This window comes from Candidatus Nitrospira neomarina (assembly GCF_032051675.1).
Lineage (GTDB): Bacteria > Nitrospirota > Nitrospiria > Nitrospirales > UBA8639 > Nitrospira_E > Nitrospira_E neomarina.
Map to the genome: position 1 here is coordinate 3,358,749 of NZ_CP116968.1, position 23,082 is coordinate 3,381,830.

At 48.5% G+C, this 23,082-nt stretch carries 19 protein-coding genes; 8 read left to right on the forward strand and 11 right to left on the reverse strand.

Translation table 11 applies throughout. From position 1 onward, the window contains the following. Window positions 1–35: 35 nt before the first annotated feature. The 10 genes from PQG83_RS14415 to PQG83_RS14460 all read right to left on the reverse strand — a co-directional run bounded on the left by PQG83_RS14415 (window position 36) and on the right by PQG83_RS14460 (window position 12,260). Window positions 36–404, reverse strand: a complete 369-nt coding sequence (locus tag PQG83_RS14415; protein WP_312645104.1) for a hypothetical protein — start codon at window positions 402–404, stop codon at window positions 36–38. A gap of 126 nt (window positions 405–530) precedes the next feature. Then, window positions 531–866, reverse strand: a complete 336-nt coding sequence (locus PQG83_RS14420; protein WP_312742405.1) for a fibroblast growth factor — start codon at window positions 864–866, stop codon at window positions 531–533. Between the two features lie 450 nt (window positions 867–1,316). Next, the gene (locus PQG83_RS14425) at window positions 1,317–2,318 is read right to left on the reverse strand and encodes a 4Fe-4S dicluster domain-containing protein (RefSeq protein ID WP_312742408.1); all 1,002 of its coding nucleotides are present in this window, start codon (window positions 2,316–2,318) and stop codon (window positions 1,317–1,319) included. Between the two features lie 379 nt (window positions 2,319–2,697). Then, window positions 2,698–6,135, reverse strand: coding sequence for a molybdopterin-dependent oxidoreductase (locus PQG83_RS14430; RefSeq protein ID WP_312742411.1), 3,438 nt, complete (start codon window positions 6,133–6,135; stop codon window positions 2,698–2,700). Between the two features lie 628 nt (window positions 6,136–6,763). Beyond that, window positions 6,764–7,420: an endonuclease III domain-containing protein gene (locus tag PQG83_RS14435; RefSeq protein ID WP_312742414.1), complete on the reverse strand. Its 657-nt coding sequence runs from the start codon at window positions 7,418–7,420 to the stop codon at window positions 6,764–6,766. A gap of 76 nt (window positions 7,421–7,496) precedes the next feature. After that, a complete protein-coding gene (rpsU, locus tag PQG83_RS14440) occupies window positions 7,497–7,691 on the reverse strand; it encodes a 30S ribosomal protein S21 (RefSeq protein WP_312645163.1) in 195 nt (64 codons plus the stop codon). Window positions 7,692–7,866: 175 nt separating this feature from the next. Next, a complete protein-coding gene (locus PQG83_RS14445) occupies window positions 7,867–9,258 on the reverse strand; it encodes an NAD(P)(+) transhydrogenase (Re/Si-specific) subunit beta (protein ID WP_312742416.1) in 1,392 nt (463 codons plus the stop codon). A 5-nt stretch (window positions 9,259–9,263) separates the two neighbouring features. Then, complete coding sequence (locus PQG83_RS14450; protein ID WP_312742417.1) at window positions 9,264–9,542, reverse strand: proton-translocating transhydrogenase family protein; 279 nt, start codon at window positions 9,540–9,542, stop codon at window positions 9,264–9,266. A 25-nt stretch (window positions 9,543–9,567) separates the two neighbouring features. Beyond that, complete coding sequence (locus PQG83_RS14455; RefSeq protein WP_312742419.1) at window positions 9,568–10,725, reverse strand: NAD(P) transhydrogenase subunit alpha; 1,158 nt, start codon at window positions 10,723–10,725, stop codon at window positions 9,568–9,570. A 263-nt stretch (window positions 10,726–10,988) separates the two neighbouring features. Further along, window positions 10,989–12,260: a hypothetical protein gene (locus PQG83_RS14460; protein ID WP_312742421.1), complete on the reverse strand. Its 1,272-nt coding sequence runs from the start codon at window positions 12,258–12,260 to the stop codon at window positions 10,989–10,991. A 264-nt stretch (window positions 12,261–12,524) separates the two neighbouring features. On the opposite strand from PQG83_RS14460, the gene PQG83_RS14465 reads away from it, so the two are divergent. From PQG83_RS14465 to PQG83_RS14475, 3 genes are read left to right on the forward strand one after another with little or no spacing between them, the layout of a single operon-like run. Further along, window positions 12,525–13,580 carry an alkaline phosphatase family protein gene (locus PQG83_RS14465; protein ID WP_312742423.1) on the forward strand — a complete coding sequence of 352 codons (1,056 nt, stop codon included), beginning with the start codon at window positions 12,525–12,527 and terminating at the stop codon, window positions 13,578–13,580. 19 nt (window positions 13,581–13,599) lie between these two features. Further along, the gene (locus tag PQG83_RS14470) at window positions 13,600–14,031 is read left to right on the forward strand and encodes a hypothetical protein (RefSeq protein ID WP_312742425.1); all 432 of its coding nucleotides are present in this window, start codon (window positions 13,600–13,602) and stop codon (window positions 14,029–14,031) included. Between the two features lie 25 nt (window positions 14,032–14,056). Next, window positions 14,057–15,445: a HEAT repeat domain-containing protein gene (locus PQG83_RS14475; RefSeq protein WP_312742428.1), complete on the forward strand. Its 1,389-nt coding sequence runs from the start codon at window positions 14,057–14,059 to the stop codon at window positions 15,443–15,445. A 63-nt stretch (window positions 15,446–15,508) separates the two neighbouring features. Here PQG83_RS14475 and PQG83_RS14480 read toward each other — a convergent pair whose 3' ends face one another. Further along, window positions 15,509–17,191 (reverse strand): glycine/sarcosine N-methyltransferase, encoded by a 1,683-nt coding sequence (locus PQG83_RS14480; protein WP_312742430.1) that lies wholly within the window; start codon window positions 17,189–17,191, stop codon window positions 15,509–15,511. A gap of 473 nt (window positions 17,192–17,664) precedes the next feature. On the opposite strand from PQG83_RS14480, the gene PQG83_RS14485 reads away from it, so the two are divergent. From PQG83_RS14485 to PQG83_RS14505, 5 genes are all read left to right on the forward strand, one after another. Then, window positions 17,665–19,143: a glycine betaine uptake BCCT transporter gene (locus PQG83_RS14485; RefSeq protein WP_376753597.1), complete on the forward strand. Its 1,479-nt coding sequence runs from the start codon at window positions 17,665–17,667 to the stop codon at window positions 19,141–19,143. Between the two features lie 121 nt (window positions 19,144–19,264). Further along, window positions 19,265–19,714, forward strand: a complete 450-nt coding sequence (locus PQG83_RS14490) for a hypothetical protein (protein WP_312742434.1) — start codon at window positions 19,265–19,267, stop codon at window positions 19,712–19,714. 653 nt (window positions 19,715–20,367) lie between these two features. Beyond that, window positions 20,368–20,733: a hypothetical protein gene (locus PQG83_RS14495; protein WP_312742437.1), complete on the forward strand. Its 366-nt coding sequence runs from the start codon at window positions 20,368–20,370 to the stop codon at window positions 20,731–20,733. Between the two features lie 139 nt (window positions 20,734–20,872). Further along, complete coding sequence (locus PQG83_RS14500; protein WP_312742439.1) at window positions 20,873–21,970, forward strand: HEAT repeat domain-containing protein; 1,098 nt, start codon at window positions 20,873–20,875, stop codon at window positions 21,968–21,970. Between the two features lie 15 nt (window positions 21,971–21,985). Then, window positions 21,986–23,077 carry a HEAT repeat domain-containing protein gene (locus tag PQG83_RS14505; RefSeq protein WP_312742442.1) on the forward strand — a complete coding sequence of 364 codons (1,092 nt, stop codon included), beginning with the start codon at window positions 21,986–21,988 and terminating at the stop codon, window positions 23,075–23,077. Window positions 23,078–23,082: the final 5 nt, after the last annotated feature.

The window sequence follows — 23,082 nt, forward strand, 5'->3', positions numbered from 1 at the left end:
ATTCCTGGAATGGCCCAACACTGATGGGTAGGCAATTATACAGGGCTTTTCGTTGATTCGATTTCCGTGGCAGTGATTAAACTGACGAGGTAATCAGTTACAAAAATTAGGGCTTCTTCTCTCCCATCCGCGCGACGCCCTTTTTCCCTACGTTGTATGGAGAGTTCATGCTCCAGATCTGACTTAACGTCCCCCAATAACTTCTGAAGGGAGGCTGTCGTCAGGTTCATATCCACATCCTCTAATTCTTGACAGCGGTCTAAAACCCAGTTGAGCCCTTCTACCCGGCCAAAATACCGTTCTTGTTCAGCCGCATCAATTCGGGCCATGGTTGAGGCAAATGCTTGTCCTTCATAAATCAGGTTGTAAAAACTCGCCACGGCACGATGTAAAATTGAATTCATTATCCGTTCCTCACAAAAAAAATTATTGTACTCTCTCTTGGATTATATACTGCTACTCAGAATCCTTCTAGGACTTTTTCATTATAATTGTACAACAAGGTTGCCTTTTTTATTGCTCTGGGGACCTCAGGTAAATAATAAAGGATGAAATTCGGCCATAAACCCATAATACAAGGGTGCAAATTGCTTCAGGCTATTGGGACTATTTTCTTTAAGCCGTTTAAAAAAGAAGACCTGGTGAGTTGGATCCATTTTCTCCAAAAGTTTCCCTAACTCCGACATTGAGAATTTGCCTTGCGGAACACTTAAAATATAGTGAACCAAACGTTCCACAAATTGATGCATAACATATTCACTGTCCAAATATTGTTTTGGAATTTCGCCATTTTTAATGATTTCGGCAAAGGATACAGCTTGAGCCGAAAACGGAAGATCGTCTATTGTTTTCGTAAGTTTCGTCACGCTTCTCTACAACTCCACATTGGCCTCATCGCCCAAGAAATCAACATTTTCAAATAGTTAATATGTAATTGTATCAGGGGTTCCCTGTATATCAAAACATTTGTACCGATTTTTTTACCACAATTTTTGAAAAAATTCTCTGAAAGTCAAAATAATTGAAAATTTTTCAACCCACTCCAACCACCCAATTCCGTTCTAAATCAATTTTTATCTATTAACTAGGTAAGCCCAAAATTTTATATATTGCCAATACATAAATTTTTCCGGCCAACCTAATAGAAACCGCGTACCTCATCTCCTAATCAAGTCAGTTTCAATTCAAAACATCTCAGTTCATTTATAAATTTCGAGATCTTCTCTGAAAAAATTGATCGGCATCCCCCCAAAAAAAAGAGCAGGGAGTGACGACTGTCACCCCCTGCTCTTCGGGTTCCCCTCTGGGCTACCTGCTTACAGCCAGTTCACCCGCTCCGCCGGGCGGATATAAATCGGCTCTTCCACTTGCTGCCGTACCGCTTCCTTGCCCGATTTGTTGAACCCCAACACCGTGTCGTTGTACATCTCAAACTTCCGCCCATGGATTTGGGTTTCAAACACTTTCGGCCCAGGAATCACGTCATACCGGAAGATGATCTGTTGGCTCGCCCGCCACAACTGCAGCACCGCCAACAACTCCCGGCTCGGCACCAGATACTTCTCAATCGCATTATCCACCCCCGGCCCGAACATCTGCCGGATGTAGCCTCGCGGCGCCTGCCGCGGGGGGATGTAAAACCCGTTGGGCTCCGTGCCCCATTGCGGATACAACGGCAACGCCACTTGTTCCACCCGGATGGCATAGTACAACGGATTCCAGCGATCTTCCGCCCAGAGCCCGTCATCGCCCACCTTCACCAACCCTTGCAGCCGGATTTTGCCCACGCACGCCGCCATACACCGCGTCTCCATCGGCTCGCCCCCCGTTAAGGGGTCTTTGCCTTCCACCCGCGGATAGCACGCAATACACTTCTCACTCACCCGCGTCGTGCCCCGGTACATGGGCTTCTTATAGGGGCATTGCTCCACACACTTCTTGTACCCCCGGCACCGGTTCTGGTCGATCAACACAATCCCGTCTTCCGGCCGCTTGTAGATGGCCTTCCGCGGACACGCCGCCAGACACCCCGGATACGTACAGTGGTTACAGATACGTTGCAGATAGAAGAAGTACGTCTCATGCTCCGGCAAGCTGCTGCCTTGCATTTTCCACGGCTCTTCTTTCGTAAACCCCGTCTTATCGACCCCTTCCACGATCGCCCGCATCGAGGTCGCCGTATCTTCATAAATATTCACAAACCGCCATTCCTGGTCGGTCGGGATATAGCCAATGGCCGCCTGCCCGATCTTGGCCCCTGAATCAAAGATCGTCATCCCTTCAAACACCCCGTACGGCGCATGGTGTTTGCGGCCCACCCGCACGTTCCACACCTGCCCGCCCGGATTGACCTGCTCAATCAACTGCGTGATCTTGACATCGTAGAACTGCGGATAGCCCCCGTACGGCTTCGTCTCCACGTTGTTCCACCACATGTATTCCTGCCCTTTGCTGAACAGCCACGTCGACTTGTCCGCCATCGAGCAGGTTTGACACGCCAAACACCGGTTGATGTTAAAGACAAACGCAAACTGCCATTTCGGATGCCGCTCCTCATACGGATACAGCATCTTTCGTCCTAACTGCCAGTTATACACTTCAGGCATTGTCGTCCTCCGTTTCTATTGTTTGAATTACCGAGTGAACGAGAGGGGAACCCAAAGACATAATTTTCGTTGGGTTCCCCTAAACCCGTTCCTACACCTTAATCTTAATATGGTCACCCTTCAGCCATTTAATCATAAACTCATTCTCCTGGCCTGGGGTGAACCCGGTCCGAACCGGTTCCCACGGCCCACGTCCGCCAATGCCGCCGTCTTCCGCCTTGGTAATGCGGATGAGACATTCTTTCGGCACCGTGTTGACCGCATGGTTGTCCACCTGGTAACCAAACTTAAACTTCCAACCGACGGCATGTTTGCCGGGCAGCGAATCTAACTGCTGCATGGGCATTAACCAGTCACGGGTAAAGGACTGTTGCGCCCCATACCGGAAGTTCGATTGATAGCCGGTATCCAGTGCAATCGCCCGCCCGTCAGGCCGGGTTTCATGCCCCTTCACCGACTTCGCCGTCGACACGTACGGCGCATGTTTGGCCATCGTGACATGGTAGGGGAAGGCCGGGTTGTACTTCGCCCGGATCATCAACCGTGCCACTTTGTAATAGGGGTCACTGGGTTTCCACCCACGATACGGCCGGTCCACCGGGTTCCCATCGACGTAGACATAGTCCCCATCGTTGATCCCACGATCTTTGGCCGCTTGCGGGTTGATATGAATTTGATGTTCACCCACCCCTGGCGTCCGCTTATCCATTCGATAGGCATCGCCAAAGTTGGATTCATACATTTGGACCCAGTCATTCACCGACCATTGGCTATGCACCCGATGCCGGGTCTTCGGCGTTACGCAATAGAACTGATACCCCTTCTCCCAGAGTGGATTGGAGTACCGTTTAATTTCCGCCCAAGGCAACTTGATGTTACGGACGGTTTTGTCGTCATGATGTTGCGCCGTGATCGGAATCCCATAGTCATCCGGCCTGACATACGGATTGGACGACATGATCGCATTGGGCAAGTATGGAGTGGCCTCCGTCCCTTCACGATGCGAGATAAAGTTTTCCCCATACTCAATGGCTTCTGGTTCCACGCGATAATTCTCATACCGGCCTGTGCGTGTCCATTGCGGTTTCGACTCGTTAGTCTCTTCCCAGAACGGGTGCCGTGGATAGGTTCGGCACATCACCATCCAGCCCTTTTCTGACTTCAACATCGTGTCCACATTATAGCCATAGGCCGTGCTACTGGCATCCAGCAACCGTTGGAGATACACGTCCACGCGATTGTCATAGACAAATTTGAAGTAATCGCGGAACCGGCCATCACCCGTCATTTCGCTGAGTTTGGCCGCCACGCCCGCCACCGTATCCAAATCGTTCCGGGTGTCATACAATGGCCTGATTCCACCCTTCCATACTTGGAACCACGGATTCGACACCGTCGCCGTATGCTCTGGATACGTAAATTCCATCCAGGTATTGACGGCAAACGAGACGTCGTTATGGTTGACATCTGACGTCATCTCCACATCCTGATTGACCAATGTTTCGATGTGCGGATCGACGTTTTTCACCATGTCATAATGGTGCTTGGCGTTGTTTAACACGTTCACGTTGGCTACCCACCGGAATTTACTGGGGGTTGGCATATGCGTTTTCCCCGTAAACACCCGCCGACCATACTTCGGCGTATTCACAATCAACGCCGTATCGCCGTGATTCCAGTAGGCCACTTCTTCCCCGTAGTAATACCCTTTGACATGAATTTCTTTGCCATGAGCATTCGGGTCCAATGTGATTTTGAACGGGTTTTCACCGGTGTGGGTTCCTAAACCGCCGCCGCCCCAGGGGGTAGCATTCCAAATTCCGGCCTTATAGTTCCCGGCCCAAGTATGTTGGCCGGTCCCAAACTTCCCGACGTTGCCCGTTACAATCAATACCATCGCCGCGCCGCGTGCAATGATGGTTTGATGAAAGTAATGGTTCGTCCCTTCACCGTTGTGAATGGCCGCCGGTTTAATCGTCCCTGAATCCCGCGCCCACCGTACAATCAAGTCCTTCGGACATCGATTGATTTGATGGACGGTATCCAAATCATAGTCCTGCAGATGGACTTGATACATTTGGAAAATCGGCATGACGTCCACTTCACGGCCACTGAGTAGGGTCACACGATAGGTCCCCGTCAAGGCCGAATCAATCCCACTCTTTCGATAATGCCAGCCCACCAATTCCCGATGAAGGGGCACGGCTTGGTTCTTATTAAGATCCCACACCATAAAACCGCCCAAACGCGCAATGACATCAGGCTTCATGGTTTGCACTTTGCCAGAATACGAATTGGCAAAATCCGGGAACGCATAATCCTTAATCACTTCGCGGGGATCCAGGTATTGGAGGGTATCCGTCCGAACCAAAATGGGCATGTCTGTATACGATTGACAGAAATCATAATCGTACATGTTCTCGTCAAAAATGATTTTCAATGCACCTAAGAATAACGCTCCATCAGTTGCTGGTCGCACCGGCATCCAATAGTCAGCCCTATAGGCTGTGGGGTTATATTCCGGAGTGATGACCACCAACCGGGCTCCCCGCTCAATACTCTCCAGCTTCCAATGCGCTTCCGGCATCTTATTTTCCACGAAGTTCTTACCCCAACTCGTGTTCAATTTCGAAAACCGCATGTCGTTCATGTCGACATCTGAAGCCTGAACACCATTCCAGAACGGATGAGCAGGATTTTGGTCACCGTGCCAGGTATAGTTCGACCAGTATCGGCCACCTTGCGCCTGATCCGGCTGAACCTTTCGAATGTAGGTGTCCAATAATGCCCCGCAGCCCCCATTCATCCGGGTAATGCCCATTTTTCCGATAACCCCAAGAATGGGCATACCGGCTCTGAATTTAAATGCGCGAATAGCTGACCCTTTGGTCATTTCGATCATCTCCGGCGGATAGCCCTGCTCCCGTAATCTCCGAGCACCCGCTTCTCCGCTATACCGCTCTGCAATGATGATCATAGCTTTCGCCAAATAGGTAAAGGCGGTATCCCAGGAGACCCGCAACATATCATCCAAGTAGCGGGCGTTGAATTTATATTTGCTCATGATAGAGGGGGTAAATTCTGGGCTTCCGTCATCCATCCAGGCTTTCCATCCCCGCCGCATCAAGGGACCTTTCAGCCTGTAGGGGCCATATACCCGCCGATGCATCGTATAGCCCTTCAAGCACATACGCGGATTATGCGCAAACGTCCCACGGTTGCCATAGAGGTCTTCATAGGTTTGATGATCGTAATTTTGCTCCACGCGCATGACGACCCCGTTCCGGACAAAGGCCCGGATACGACACGCATGCGTGTCATTCGGAGAACAACACCACGTGAAGGAACTGTCATATCGATATTGATCATGATAGACACGTTCCCATGACCGGTCTGGGTATTCCCCGAGAGGATTTCCAACTTCGATGACCGGCTGTAACGCCGTTAGGGCCAAGGCCTTATCGGCCAGTGCCACCGCTGCGACTGTTCCTGCTGAAACTTTCAAGAATTGCCGTCTAGAAAGAAACATTGCTTACACCTCCTAAGTGAGTGCAGGACATTAAGTCCATGATTTAATTCACCAATTCATACTTAAAACTCGTATCACCTCCTTTACAAAAATTAAGATTTTGGTCAATTTTATTATTTAATTGATGGAATTCATTGCAAAAATGAAAATTTGCAAGATTTGAACCTTTTTCCATTACCATGAAAATATCGTAAGTCATTGTATAAATTATAAAAAATTTAATTACGATCTTTTACAAAAAATTAAATGATTCTGAATGGTAACGGCATCATTTATTTTCCAATGCCAAAATTTAACTTAAAGCATAATAAAAATACATAAGTTATTGAAAAATATAGTTAAATAAAAAATTACACATCGTGCTATCACGAGACGATACCAATTAGTAACAATGCATTAAACGGTAACACCACCTAGCGAAACACTATTCATCAGTAATAACCATGATAACCACAGGCACAAGCATGAGATTGATTCCCTCTTTTGCTCAATTGCTCCTAATTATTTATGGTTTAATTTTTTAGATATCCAAACTTGGTCACCTTGATAACCCTGAGCTCCATACAACAATTAGGTCCACGTAGAACCATGCAAATAGTTCACCTTCCAAAGAAATATCAAAATTTCATTACCGTATAGATAAAACACCATTTTTGGGACAACATTGACCCAGAATACAAACACTGCACCTAGGCGAAACCGGCGTGCATATATTTTGACCAAACGGGACCAACATCCCATTGAGCGGAATCCACCACCTTCGAGGAAGCTTCCCACGAAGTGCTTGCTCTGTTTCATCAGGGGTAGCGGTAAAGACAAAACCCCATCGATTGCAAATCCGATGGACATGTGTATCTACGCATATTCCTGGCTTTTTATAGGCTAAAGTAACCACCAGATTAGCAGTTTTACGCCCAACCCCTGGCAATGATAACAGGGCATCAATAGTATCAGGAGCTTTCCCGTGAAAATCATTGCAGATTTTTTGACTTATTCCCTTAATTTGCCTAGCTTTTATGCGGAAAAACGCGACAGGGAAAATTGTTTTCTCTATTTTTTTCACCTGCATTTTAGCCATTGAAAATGGGTCAGATGAAATTGCAAATAACCTCTGGCTAGCCTCGGCGGTCACTTGATCACGAGTTCGCAAGCTCAAAACACAGGCAATCAGGATTTTAAATGGGTCACTGCCTTGTTCGGCAAGGTGACTAAGGATTGGGGTAGGAAATGCCCTTATAGCCTTTTTAACCAGGCTGAGGAAGACAAGATTGTCATCCTCATTCATATTTTCCTTTAATTAGACTTGGAGAGAAAAATCGAGGAGAAATTGTAATGTTGGGGGGCAGGTAGTTACTAGAAGACTAAAACATTCTATTCTTTGAAAGCCATTTTTGGCGACGACGTGCGGCTTCACGCTCTTTACCCTTTTTCTTAACGCTAGGTTTTTCATAAAATCTGCGCCGTTTTAATTCACGAAATAAACCCTCTGCCGCTAACTTTTTCTTAGCGACTTTCAATGCTTTTTCAACGTTGTTATTGATAACTCGTACTTCCACGTTTCCCTCAACCTAAAGATTAAATCAACATTTTACAATTGTACGCTCTGCTTCCAAGTCTGCCACTTTATCACGAGTGGTAAGCCTATGCAAGACGATATTAATTCCTTATTTTGTAAATTTACCTTTAAAATCAAAGAAAAGTTTTTATATATGATACTTTAAAATGATCACACTATGAGTCTTTCAATGCGGCAACCATATCCAATACCATCTTTTTGCCATCTCCAAATAACATCAATGAATTATCCAAGGCGAATAACGGATTGGGGATTCCAGCAAAACCAGGGCTTAAACTGCGTTTTATTACCACAACGATTTTTGCCTTATCGACATCAATGATGGGCATTCCAGCAATTGGACTACTTGGATCAGTCCTGGCCAAGGGGTTCACCACGTCGTTGGCACCAATAACTAGGACAACATCCACCTGATCAATCGTTTGGTTGATCTCATCCATATCTTTCAGCGCATCATAGGGAACATCCGCCTCAGCCATAAGGACATTCATATGGCCTGGCATTCTTCCTGCCACAGGATGGATACCATATTCTACGGTGGTCCCACGGCTCTCCAGAAGAGCGGCCAGGGTGGCGACCGGATGTTGAGCTTGGGATACGGCCATTCCATAGCCTGGAACAATTACCACTCGCCGCGCCGCATCAAACAGCAACGCAACTTCCTCAGGAGATGCCGACTTAACTTTTCCCCCATACACTTCATCTGCGGTTTGGCCACCCTCACCTGAAGGCCCCATCACTCCAAACAAGACATTGGTCAATGAACGGTTCATGGCTTTACACATAATATGGGTCAGAATGATCCCGGACGCACCAACCAATGAACCGGTGATGATGAGGACATTATTGGAAAGCACAAAACCTGTTGCCGCGGCAGCTAACCCCGAATAGGAATTCAATAACGCCACCACCACAGGCATATCCGCACCACCAATAGGAAGCACCAGCAAAACTCCTAACACAGATGCCACACCCACCAACATCCAATACAGCGAGAAATTCTCAGGACTTAATACCACCCCTATGCTTAACCCAAGGACCAATATGGCCAAAATAGAATTAATCACTTGTTGACCGGAAAACAAAATCGCATTTTCCGAAATCAGCCCCTTCAGTTTTCCAAAGGCTACCAGGCTACCCCAAAACGTAACGGCCCCGATTAATCCTGAGGCAGCGGTGGCAATCGTTAATTGAAACATAGGTGAATCCGTTAACGAAGAACCTTCAATCAAAGCGGCCCCAGCCACAAAGATTGAGGCAGCGCCACCAAATCCATTCAAAAGCGCGACCATCTCTGGCATAGAGGTCATCTCTATGCGAATGGCCAACACCGCGCCAATGGCACCACCCACTACCATTCCCAAAATAATGTACTCATAACTGACAATGTGTCGATCCGTGAGGGTCACGACCACGGCCAGCAGCATTCCACAGGCACCCAGAAAATTCCCGCGAACTGCCGTTCGAGGATGGGTAAGGCCCTTCAGGCCAAAAATGAACAGGACGGACGCAACGAGGTAAGAAAAATTTATAATGAAATCGTACATATGTTTCAGGTCTTCTTTTTGAACATGGCCAACATTCGGTTCGTCACCATAAATCCACCAATCACATTAATAGACGCCAAGACCACAGAAAGAAAACCCAGAACGGTGGTAACCCACAGCTCTGTGCCTGTAGAAACAATGGCCCCTACTAAGGTGATCCCTGAAATGGCGTTAGAACCTGACATCAAGGGAGTATGAAGAGTGGGCGGTATTTTCGTGATGACCTCGAAGCCCACGAAGATCGCGAGGACAAAAACCGTAAAGGACATAAGAAACATTTCCATAACAATTCCCTCGTTCTTGCGCCGATTAAGCAGGAAGTCCCAATACTTCCCGAATGCGCGGCTGAACAACTTCCCCATTTCTGGTCAACATGGTTTCTTTCGTAATTTCGTCGTTCATATCAATTTGAATTTCCCCTTTTTTCACTATATGGAGGAGAAAGGTCGCCACATTTTTGGCATACATTTGACTGGCATGAAACGGCACGGTTGAGGACAAGTTTTCAGGACCATGAATAGTCACACCGTGCATGACAATAGTTTGGCCAGACTTGGTCAGCTCACAGTTTCCGCCCCGTTCTGCAGCCAAATCTACAATCACAGACCCTGGGGCCATAGCCCCAACCATATCGGCCGTAATAAGAATAGGTGCTTTTTTCCCAGGCACAGCCGCCGTGGAAATCACCACATCGCTCGTAGCAATGACTTTTCCTAACAACTCTCGCTGTTTCTTGTAAAAGGTTTCATCTTGGGCTTTGGCATACCCCCCTTTATCTTCCGCAGCAGCTGTCTCCAAAGGCAGTTCGACAAACTTGGCGCCTAAACTTAAAATCTGTTCTTTGACCGCAGGGCGAATATCATACGCCTCAACAGCAGCCCCTAATCGCTTAGCCACAGAAATGGCTTGCAATCCTGCAACCCCGGCGCCGATGATTAAGACCTTCGCAGGAGTGACCGTTCCGGCCGCTGTCATGAGCATTGGAAACATTTTTGGCAGCGAACTGGCCGCAATCAGTACCGCCTTGTAACCAGCCACCGTCCCCATGGAGGAAAGGATATCCATGCTTTGGGCACGGGTAATGCGAGGCATCAATTCTAAAGCAAAGGCCATGACCTCACGAGAAGCCAGGTCTTGAACCGATTGAGGGGCAGTCAAAGCTTCGGCCATTCCAACCAGCATCTGTCCTTTGCGAAAGCCTGTTAAGTCTGCTTGACCTTCGGTAAGGTTTGCTCCCAACAACCGCACTTGAACAACGCAATCAGCTTTCTCGAACACTTGTGCCCGAGATGAGGCAATGGTTGCGCCTTTTTCGACATACGCGGAATCAGGATAACCCGCTTGTTCTCCAGCCTTGGATTCCACCATGACATCCATTCCCCCTTTTTTCAGCGAGGGAAGCACAGCTGGAACTAGAGCCACTCGGTGTTCACCAGGATACGTTTCTCGTAAGACGCCAACAATCATAAGGGTCTATCTCTTCAATATAAGGGTTGTAAGAACTTTACAATTTCATTAAGTCATCAGGGACTTTTTAAACCCCTTGGCAAGCCCTGTGTTGATATCATAGGGATTCAAAGAGAATCAATGTGTCTTTGGATCTATAAAGAAGTGCGCCTAACGGCCCAGAGCGAAAGACGAAACGGAGGCAACACGCCTCATGGCCCATCGAATGAAAAATCCCAGAACCTCACCGCCGGCTCTGGGACCAAAATGATTTTTTCACTCAATCAATGACTCTTCGGGGAATAAAATGCCTGTACGATTTCGGTCGCTAGAAATAACATGGCCCGGCTGTGGGTATAACATGCATGGCCGAATAAGTGCTGTCGAGGAGACTCCTCCGCCTGAACTCCATATTCCACCAACAGACATTGTCCGTCATTGGCACACCGAGTCCCACGCCGAGTACATTCCAGCCACCGCTCAAAGCCGTCATAGGGTTCAAAAATTTCTCTGAAATCAACATTAGCCTGCTCAGCTTCCGGATTATTCGGAACCATATCCGTGCCAGCCACAGCCAATTGTTGTACGTAATCCCCACCAGTTTGATAGGGCATTTCCCACGCAATTTGAGGTAATTCAATTTTCGCCAACCAACGCTTGCCATCAGTTCGAATCTCACGATGATTCACGACATGCAGCAGATGACCAATTCCATCGGTATCCCAGCCGTAGCGAACCGGAGTTCCCAACGTCACGACATCGATCGTTGCGCCTTTTAACGCCGTTTGATCCATGACAAGACCATACAAGCGTTCGAGCTGTTCTACGCACCGATCGGCTGAAGAACTCGCTTGCCAGTATTTAGCCAAAATCTCAAAAACGCGCGCCCTCACTTCCGATTCCCCCCTGCCTAGAATATTCGACAATAAAGCCAGGACCTGACCCGCATGTCCATGGCCAACGAGAAGAACCCGGTCATCTTTTGTTAGATCAAGCTCAGAAACCCAATCTCGAAGATACATCAAAAGATGCATGGCGGCTTCCACGCGGCCAACGTGATGATTCATTGAAGACCAAAGGTATCGACGACAAGGAATTGATTGGCCGCTCCCCTGAGTCAGGGCGAGTTCAAATTTCCCTACATACGATGAAGAAAAATTTCCTGCATCCTGAGCGAGCCGGTCTACCTTCCCGTAAGTTGGTTCATCGTTCGTTACAGGAGGGTGAATGGGATCATCTGGAAGACAAATACCGTTTGTAGTAGGGCGAAAGAGGGCCAGCAACGATTCAAGGCCAGATATTCCTCGGGAATATCCTCGTTTTAACCCTCCCACCTCATCCAATCTGGCCACACCAAAGAGATCCATAAATGGCAGACCATTGAGGAAGAGTATCCCCTTTACTCGGGATTGGGCCATCCGTTCGCCAGCACCAACCATCCCCTGGCCCCACGAAGGCGAATCTACCTTTCCAGGTTGAAAGGTTCGATAGCCAACCCGAACTCCAGGGTCCGACTTCGTATAATTAGCATGTTGGAAATTATTTTCGTGGGGCATTGGGAATCATCTGAATGTGAGGCCCCATTCATAATGGATCACCTCCACCCAGGGCAAGAGATGCTTGAAAATTTTTGGTCCGCTAATTCTCATCGGAAGAAAATCCTGGCCTTCTCAGTTGGTTGACCGCCTGAAAATCTGCATGATAAGTTCAGTTTCGATCACGTGCCTTATAATTGAAGGTGAATTCTCCTTAATGATATATAATAAAAGTTCCATCCCAATTTCATCTTTATTTTCTTGTCGTGGAGCAGGGCAGAAATTATGAGTACTTCACAAAAACGTCCTCAACAACATCGTCGTGGTAAACTCTTGCCGTGTTTTTTCCTAACATGGAGTGTGGTCTGGCTTGCGCTATTCGGTGGAACCGCCTCGATTGCTTCCGCCGCACAAGCCGAACATATTATTCTAGTCGTCTTGGAAGGGATCAAATCATCATCCATTCAAGGCGGCATGACTCCAAACCTAGCTCAATTAGCCAAGGATGGAGCTGTGACCTGGTCCGCTCAATCCATTACCCCTCCTCTCACCGTTCCGGCGATGGCTTCTCTGCTCACGGGCCTTCAAGTCGAAAAACATCGGGTATCCGCCGCATGGGAAACGTACGATTTTGCACGTTCATTTATGCGCTCACCCACGGTCTTTGACTACATGGATCTGGCTGGCGGGAAAGATACCGGCGTCTTTCTTATGGACGAACGACTCTATCAATTAGTTCGACCGGAAATTTATGTCGACTCCCAAGTCTGTGGCTACACCAAACCCCAATGCACGCCCGAAAGAGCATCGGCATATATCAAAGACTTTTTAAAAAAAGTTACCAGTGAGAAAGGCTATGGCTTCCGGCTTTTTGGAGTGCCAAACCTCTTATTAGTACATCTGCCTACGGCGGTGAAGGTCGGGCAGAAATACGGATGGGATTCCGAAAGATATTCGGCTGCCTTACTGTCTATTGATACCGCCGTGGAACAAATCATCCAAACGTATAAAGAACTTGGAGTTTTGGACAAAACCATGGTGATTATTACTGGCCTGAATAGCGGGCCTCTTTCGCCCCCAACAGGGGGAGGTCAAACAGTCCCGACCAGCCTTACGACCTCAGAGCTAGATGCCACAATTCCCTGGATTGCCTGGGGCGCGAATATTAAAAGGAACCATCCCATCACCCAATCGGTCTCTTTATTAGATACCGGAGCGACTATCATGTATGCCCTGGGGCTTGATACGTATACTGAATGGGACAGCCATGCGATTGGTGATATTTTCCAAGCTGTTCCAGAAAGACGGACCACCGACAATGAACCACAAACAAAACAATAAGATCAGGATTCGAACACACGTGCCTCGTCAAATCCGACATGGGATTTTCTGCCTGTTTCTGATAGGCATTTCTCCTCTGCTTGTTCACCACGGGCAGGCAGCAGACCCTACCAATCCTCTGTTACGAGAGTTTCCTATTACCGTAAATCCGAATGCACTCACTCCTCCAACCTGGTGGCATGTACCGGGCATCACTCCGTTGATTTGGACAAAAGATCCCATCAATATGGACGCATACAAAACCTCGGAATCCAGGACCTTAAACCTCAAGCCGGGAGATTATCGGTTTGGGACCTTTACGTTTGATTTTTTATTCAAGGTAACCTTATCCGGAACCTTGGAATACTCGCCAACCCTTGATCAATGTGTAGATGGACGAGGAACACAGGTCCTGACAATTCGTTGTAGCCATACGCAACCCTATCCACAAGAACCCGACTACCCGAAGTAAGTCGGAAGGGATAAGAAGGAAGATCATGCCGAATTCTGTGCAAGACTGGATTGATGCCCTCGAAGATGCCGATGATGCCACTCGCGAAGAGGCCGCCAAAGCCCTTGCTGAAAAGGGTGACCCGAAAACGTTAGAACCCCTTCTGAACGCCCTTGAAGACGACTATTGGTCGGTTCGAACGTATGTCGGTTGGGCGTTAGCCAAAATTGGCGGAGAGAAGGCCGTTGAAGGTCTCATTACGCTTTTCAATGACAATATGATGGAAGTGCAAGCTGAAGCAGTAAAAGCCATGGCCTCCATGGGAAAATGCGTCATCCCACAATTACTGACTTGCCTGAAAGACAAGCGGTGGCGGGTGCGAGAACAAGCCGCTAAAACGTTAGGTGAATTGCGTGACCCTCAGGCCGTACCGGGATTGAACCTGGTGTGTCGCGATCGGGATGGTGCAGTCAAGAGTGCCGCAGCCGAAGCCTTAGGAAAAATTGGAGACCCAAAAGCCATTCCAACCCTGATTAAGTTATTTAAAGACACCTCGAAGATCGTGCGGGAAACTGCCGGAACCGCATTGATGTATATTGGAAAAGAATCAGTTGATGCTCTATTGGAGTCGCTCAAGGATCCTCATTTCGTTGTGCGTTGTCACGCCGTTCGGGCACTAGGAGGCATGACGACCGACTATCAAATGGGACGGGTGTGGGTTCGTGAAGCTCGTGTCGTCGATGCCCTGATCGACATGGTAAAAGACCCGGATCGAGCGGTTCGCGAAGATGCTACGATTGCCTTGGGCAATATAGGCGATGCCCGTGCAGTAGATGCCCTCATGGAAGCCATGAAAGACGGTACAGTTAAACGCCATGCCATTGCTTCCCTCGGCATGATCGGAGATCCTCGCGCTTATCCTCCCGTCCTGGACGCGTTAAAGGGTAAGGGCATACATCAAGAGGGGAAGCCAACCCCTGGCTGCATTATTAGCGAAGACCTCTTAATTAAAGAAGCGGCTGCTACAGCACTTGGTCATTTCCGCCATCCCAAAGTCATTCCGGACTTAGTGTTGTTACTTAAAGACCTGGTCCTTCGTGATTATGCCGCCAATTCCTTGGTGTTGATTGGAGATGCAGCGATTGAGCCACTCGTATGGTTCCTCCATGACCCGGATCTGTCTAAAGTTCAGCAAGAAAGCGAGCGAGTTTTGGCTTTTGCGACCACTCGAATGACGGCAGGTGGTGCCCTTAAAAAAACAGTCTTAGATACCCTTGATAAACTCGGCTGGAAACCAACCGAAGGCATCAGCAAAGAGAACAGAGAGATTGAATATACCGACACCACTAATGTGTTAGGTGAGGGAGGAGAAGGCCGCTTTGGCAAGAGTGGTGACTTCGCTATGCCGGCCAAACCACCAAAAATCGAAAGGTAATATACACCATTCGCGTATTGTATTGGGGAATGGCGCGTACGCTGGCGGAAGTTCTTTCCTCTGTTAGTCTCGCTGAAAGTGCAAAATTCCCCAACTGAGATGGCCACTTTTCCCAGCCTGAACCCAATGCTGAAGTCCCACCTTCATAGAAGCCAGATATTCTTCCGTACAAACCTGAATGAGCGCATGGTGTTGTGCCGTTAATTCCTGAAGTACTCGTCCATAATGCGCGGCAAGATTTTCTGAAAGATCCTCAATTCGAATTTCTTGAAATCCTAATTGGACGGCCAGTTGCCGATAATATTCAATCGACCCCAGCGAATCCAAATGGATACGATCTAAAATCGGTTGCAGCACATCCGGGGGACAGGTCGCACTCTTCATCGGATCGGTAAAAATAAATTGTCCGCCCTTGGCCAACACCCGATGAACCTCTTGAAACACCTTTTCCCGATTTCCGCTATGCAATATGGCATCCTGCGACCACACCACATCAACGCTCCCATCCGGCATGGGAATCGACTCAAAGTTCCCGTCAATGACATTAATCGCTAAACTAATATTCTCTTTCTGATTCAGTGCCCGATTTCGTTTATTTTGGACTTCACTCAAATTCAGGCATCCAACCTGGCATCCGTATTGTCTCACGAGATGACGCGCTGAACCTCCGTACCCCGACCCAATGTCCAACACCCGTGTCGTTGAATCAAGATCCTTGATAGAAGCCGCCATTTTCTCCACGGTACGTCTGCTGGCATCGAAAATCGAATCATTGTCGGATACGTACAATCCAATATGGATATCCTCTCCGCCCCAGATCGTGGCATAAAACCGGTCAGCATCCGAACTGTTGTAATAATCTCGTGCCGTATCCACAGTGGTGGAATAATTCAGATTCCCAAATTTGCTCATGATCGTGGTGGGGCGTTCCTCATTTTTATAGAGTTTTTCCGCCACATGCACATAAAAATCAGGGTCCTCAACTTTATGCGTTTCTTGAAAATCCGCATAGGTTTTTACCTGCTGAAAGCCAACCTCATTCATGAGCCGACGCGTATATTCTTTTCTTAGCGGATACATATTCAAATGAAAAGTTGCTCCATCGGGAAAGGTATATTTGAACCGTGCGAGTCCTTCATCAACATGTTCCGGCTCCGCACTCACATTGTCTCCGCAATAGTAATACACATGCTTCGACGTAAACCCCTCATCTAAAATCCCATCGTAATTCCTTTGGTCCAGAATCAACACTCCATCGTGCTTCAGGGCGGTGTAAAATTCAGCCAAGGCTTTTCTCCGATCCTGTTCGGAAAAGAGATGAGTCAGAGAGTTTCCCAGGCAAATCACCGCATCGTATTTATTGTGGATATCCCGGCTTAACCAGCGCCAATCAGCATGAATTGTTCGCATGATATACCCGGCTCGTCGGGCATTTTCAAATGCCTGCGCTAACATTTCAGGACTGCCGTCCGCACTCGTGACTTCGAACCCGGCACGCAAGAGCCGAATAGAATGAAATCCCGTGCCCGTCGCGACATCCAATACGCGCTTGACGCCCCGTTCCTTTAAAATCCGGATAAAAAAGTCCCCTTCACTCGAGGCCCTGGCCTCCCAATCAATCAAGGCGTCCCATTTTTGCACAAAACTCTGCACATATTCCTGTTTGTATAAATCTGTTTTTCGTTGGGCTATGGGATTTTCGCCATACATTTGCTTCGTACCGGGCATCGTCGCTTTCTGAATCATTAGAGAAACACCTCCTAGAGGGCTGTTGCCCTCACCACCTTTAGAATAATGGGTGCAAGTGAATATAGGTCTGGCGATTTTCTCTTTACAGTATGCAATTGCCAGAACCCGCACGGACAAAACCGTAGTCTGTCTCAACGGACAAGAAAGAAAAAAAGGCCTCCGAACTTCTCCTGCGAGCGTAAGGTAGGCCCGACTGTTACGTGTGAGGCTTACAATCTAACCGGTTAGCCTCTTCTTCGCAACCCCTTTTGACAACGTCCCCATTTTTTATCAAATCCAAAAATGGCCAATACCACAGACAGTCGTAAAATCTTCATGTAGAAAAAGGGGATTTTCCCTTACCAATTTCGATATATGTCCATTCATTGTCAACATATTTGGTTTATCATGATCCGAGTTTTCTTGTTCACCAGAGCCAAATATGGTAAGGCGTACCCTTCCTCATTCAATTCTATTACTCCATGAATCCACTGAAATCGACCACACTTGTCTTCAACATCTCTTGCGCCATGGCCTTTCTTTTCCTCCTTTGGGGAGCCATGGCCCCGAAACATTTAGCGAAAATAACCGGGACATTCCAAACAGCACTTCTTGATTCGTTTGGCTGGTTATATGTTCTGGCAGCAACAGGTTTTCTTGTTTGTGCGTTCTGTCTGATCTTTTCTCGATGGGGTGATATTCCGCTTGGGCCGGATGGAGCCAAGGCTGAATTTCCTCTCCACACCTGGTTTGCCATGCTGTTTTGCGCAGGCATGGGCATTGGGCTCGTATTCTGGGGAGTTGCCGAACCCACGTCCCATTTTCATGATCCGCCCGTCGGCGAGGGAGGAACTCCGCAAGCTGCCCGCTTGGCACTGCAATATTCCTTTTTCCATTGGGGCCTTCATCCATGGGGCATTTACACCATGGTGGGCATGGCCCTGGCCTATTTCCAATTTCGAAAAGGCACACCAGGACTGTTTAGCTCAGGTTGCCAGCCGGTTCTCGGCAGGCATGCCACTGGACTGCTGGGAACCACCGTGGATGTCATCGCCGTCTTTGCCACGGTCTTCGGTGTGGCAACCTCACTGGGGTTTGGAGCGGTGCAAATCAGTGGTGGATTATCCTATGTTTTTGACATGCCGAATACCCTCACGACTCAATTAGCCGTCATCGCCATTGTGACCGTGCTCTTTATGCTCTCCGCTCAAACGGGACTCCAACGGGGCATCAAATACCTTAGTAATTTAAATATGATATTGGCGCTGTCTCTCCTGTTATTCCTGCTTTTTCTCGGCCCGACCCACTTCATTATGACGGTGTTCCCCTCGACATTCGGAAACTACATCCAAAATCTCCCAACGATGAGCTTGAACCTCGCTCCCTTCCGAGATTCGACCTGGATTCACAACTGGACATTATTTTATTGGGCATGGTGGATCGCATGGGCCCCATTTGTGGGCACCTTCATCGCGAGAATTTCAAAAGGGCGGACTGTGCGTCAATTCGTGTTGGGTGTATTGCTTGTTCCGTCACTCTTTTGTGCATTTTGGTTCACAGTGTTTGGCGGAACCGGTATCGCCTTAGAACTGTTCCAGGACACGCCCCTGAAAGCCATCATGGAAACGGAGGGCATCGAGGTCCTGCTATTTACGGTATTAGAACAATATCCAATGGGCACGGTCATGTCGCTCATCGCCATTTTTTTGATTGGCACCTTTTTCATCACCTCAGCGGATTCGGCCACCTTTGTGCTAGGGACACTCACCACCAACGGTAGCCTCAACCCACCCAACCGGATCAAATTCACCTGGGGAATTATTCAGTCTCTGTCGGCCGCCATCCTCCTGTGGTCCGGCGGCCTCAAAGGCCTGCAAACCGGCGCTATTCTCGCCGCCTTTCCGTTTGTTTTTGTCATCATTATCCTCATCATCTCCCTTCTCAAATCCTTCAAGGAGGAAACGAGGTAGGCTCGACGGAACGCATACTAGCATCTCTCAATGGTTGATTTGATCCAAAAAAATCGCTATTACTGCTATTCTCTTCAACCAAAAAAATATTCCTGCCACGGAATTATTAGAGAGGAATCAAATGAAGTTAGATTCGCTTCCAAAAGAGTTTACACCCTACAAACAGTTGGAAATTGCTACGAACAAAATAATAGATGGCGTGGCATTGGTATCAGTAAATGGGTTTATTCCAGTTTTAATTGGAAAAGGAGAAACTCCGGAGATTTGGGTGACCATTCCTGCGGACCAAAAAGGAACAGAATGGCGACCCATAGTCAGTAAAAACGAATCATTGCTTGATGTGATTACGGTCAGAACCAAGGAAAAAGTGATCCAGATAGCCATGTCGGACAGCATTGTTCTTGAAGTCAAAGAAATCACAACCGAGAATGCAGAAATCACTCAATGTAACCTTCGGCCATTTGGCATAAATGTGTTTTTAGAAGATGACTGTCTGAAAGTCATGACGAACCGGTATTCAGGTAACACCATTACCGGGGCAAAAATATTTATTGATGTTGGAAAAGGATAACCACCGCAACATTAATCAAGATGACCTCGAAGGACCGCACATATTTTTATGGTCAAGGCTCATCGTGAACCAAAACTCATTGATGGGGCTACTGGATTCCTTTTGTGATCAGGCGGCCTCAAAGACCTGCAAGCCGGCGCTATCCTGACCGCTTTTCCTACTTGTCCTTTCCTCATTTTTCTTATGATCTCCCACTCCGATCTTTCCATGTAGAAACCCGTAGTTGGCCAACGCTTAACCTGCACGATCTGGGGTTTCAAATTATTTCCGTGCATAGTTTCTTGCCTTCCGCCTTGAGGACATAGGGCTTTTCCCTCCACAACCATGAAGGCGCCCTTGGTGGCGCGGCAAGCATTACTGCGCCTGCCTGGGCGAAACCCGCCAACACAAAAAATCTCGTAGGCAGCACGAGGTGGGACCACAAATGCAATGGATTCTCAGGACAGCTCTTTTTTTCTGGCAAACCTCAAGGTGGATTCCCGATCCACATGGAAACTCTGTAAGTCCAGAAACAAAATTTCTCAATGATCCACTTCTCATTCCGGACTTGCACCATCTCCGCTTTATTGACAGAATGACCCTGGAACGCCCCTAGAAGGGACCAATGAATTCTCCTTGACTCAAGGAAGCGGCCAAATCTGAAAGGAACAATCATGACTGAACTGGACACAAATCTCCCACATATCACCACAACCGAAACCTTGGTAAGATTTTATGTCCTCCTCTCCCAATACATCGATCGTTGCCTGGATGAGGCCACTAAACGCTCACTCCCGGAAGGAGAATTTCAAAAACATCTGGCGGAGACTCACACTCAGGTAACGGAGCTTCTCACCACCAACCGGGTGGTCAAAAACAAAGCGGAGACAGAGTTTCAACGGATCACAACCCTCTGTGAACAATTTTTGAAAACCCCGAACGATCCGACCCTTAAAAGTAGTTTGCACCACGAGCATGACGTTCTGAGAATAAAAATGTTAGCGTTGAGCGACCTCCTAGCGGTGTTTCGATCGGTGTAGCCTATACCACCACCCGCAACAGATGACCTTTTTCCTGCCTCATTGACCGCCCAAAAAATCGTGTGGTAACGTCGACCTTCGGGTTTTCCCTAATGGTAGGGGAACAGGTAAAGTCCAGATTTCTCCAATTGGAACAGACATGGTCGACTCAGTCGCTGAACATATTTCTGCCCTGGACGACGAAGATTGGGGGGTGCGGGAAGACGCCGCGGTAGCCCTCGGACGTCTTGGCGATCCCCGCAGCGTTCAACCATTGATTCGGACGCTTCGTGACTCGGATCGGGCCGTGCGGGAGGCCGCAACTGCAGCCCTCAAAGCGCTTGGCGAACCGGCCATTCTCTCATTAGGTTTTTGCCTTCAGGATCTGAATCCTCAGGTTCAGGAGTCGGCCGCATGCATCCTGGCCGATATTGCCAACGAACAGGTCTTAGATCCCTTGTTGTCCGCCGCATTAAATCCTAACTGGATTGTGCGCATGTCGGCAGCCAAAGGCCTTAGTCGCATTCAGAACTCTCAAGCCATTGATACCTTAATTTTGCTTCTCCAGGATAAAGTGCCGGCCGTGCGAGAGGAAGCGGGACGGGCCATACAGACCATCGGCAATACAAGCATTCCAAAATTGTTGGAAAAATTAAAGGATCAAAATTGGAAAATCCGTTTGCGGGCTGTGGAAGCGTTAACCCTGTTGAAACCCCTGGAAGCGGTAGGACATCTGATGATTCTGGTTCTCGAAGATTCCGATACAGCCGTGCGCCAGGACGCCGTGCGAGCACTCGGACAAATAGGCGATACCCGTGCCATTCCTTTATTGCTATCGTCCCTTGCTCTCGAAACGCCATCACTCAAATTACCCTCGATTGAAGCACTTGGCCAGCTCAGATCCACCGAAGCCATTCCCATGTTAATCGCCTTGGTCAACTCGCTACCCAAGGAAGCCTACGAAGATCGCATAGAAGGATGCACCGACCCTCAATATAAAGAAGATCTCCCTCCCCTGGAAGCCGCCATCAGGGCCCTGGGAAAGATTCGTGATCCACAGGCTATTCCCGCCCTTATTCAAGCGTTGCAGAGTACGCTCTTGCGGACAGAAGCCGCCGAGGCCCTCACGCAGTTTGGCCAAACAGCCGTGAATCCATTGTTAAATCTCTTAAAAACGACCAAGAATGACAATCTCCGTCGTCATGTGTTGGAATCCCTTTCTCACCTTGGCTGGAGGCCGGGACAAATACGCATCTAACTGAAAGACCTGACGATGCCGAAGGAAACATTCGAAACCATCATTTCTGAACTGGATCATGAGGAAGATTGGCGCCGAATGCGGGCCACCTCCACCTGCATGAAAGGTGGGCCCAAGGCCGTTGAGGCCATAATTCACGCCATGGCCACAGGCTCTTCTCATTACAAGGTGGAAGCAGCAAAAATGTTAGCCCGCCTACGGGATCCCCGTGCCGGTCAGGCCCTCGCTCATGTCCTGAAGGATGAGGATGAACAGGTGAAACAGGCAGCCGTAGATGCGTTGGAACATATGGCTGGCATTTTGGATGAAGCCACCGCCTCTGCACTTTTAGAGTATTTACGCGACGATACCCTCCAGGAAAAAGTCACGGCCCTACTCGGTGTGATTCCCACTTCCATCGGCCCTCTGTCGGAACGGCTCAAAGATCCCGATCCGGCTATCCGTCTCCGGGCCGCAGAGATTCTCGCCCACCTCCTTGATCCTCGATCCGCAAATGCGTTTGTTGATGCCATGTCCGACCCCGATCTTCGTGACCTGGCCACCGATACCTTGCGCAAATTGGGTGCGATTCGGGACCGTGTCGATCAAACGATGGACGACCTGCGGGCGGTGGACGAATCCGAGTTGAAAGAAGGCGTCCGGCAGGAAGCGGTTATTCAATTGCATCGTATCGGACGGCCAATCGTTGAAATTCTGATTGAATACCTGGAGGACGATGACTGGGTGGTTCGGGAAGCCGCCGCTGACACCCTTGGCAAAATTGGCGATATTCGCGCAGTGGAACCGCTCATGATCCGGCTCCGGTCGGACAAAGACACGGGGGTGAAAGAACATGCGCTGAAATCCCTTGGGCTCATCGGCGATCCACGGCCGGTAGAATTATTCATTGAATCAATTCCCATTCGCCCTCTTCGCATCCTCGCTGTCGAAGCTCTGGAGAAAGTGAAAGATATCGAAGTCCTGAGACCCCATATGGAATTATTTGCCCGATTAAAAACCGACCGGGACGGCTTGATTTCCTATAATTCCGGGGTCATCCTTGACAAACTCGAGGCTGCCACTGCACAAATGAACATGGCTGAAGAGACCTGGGCCGCAAAGGAATAAAGGAG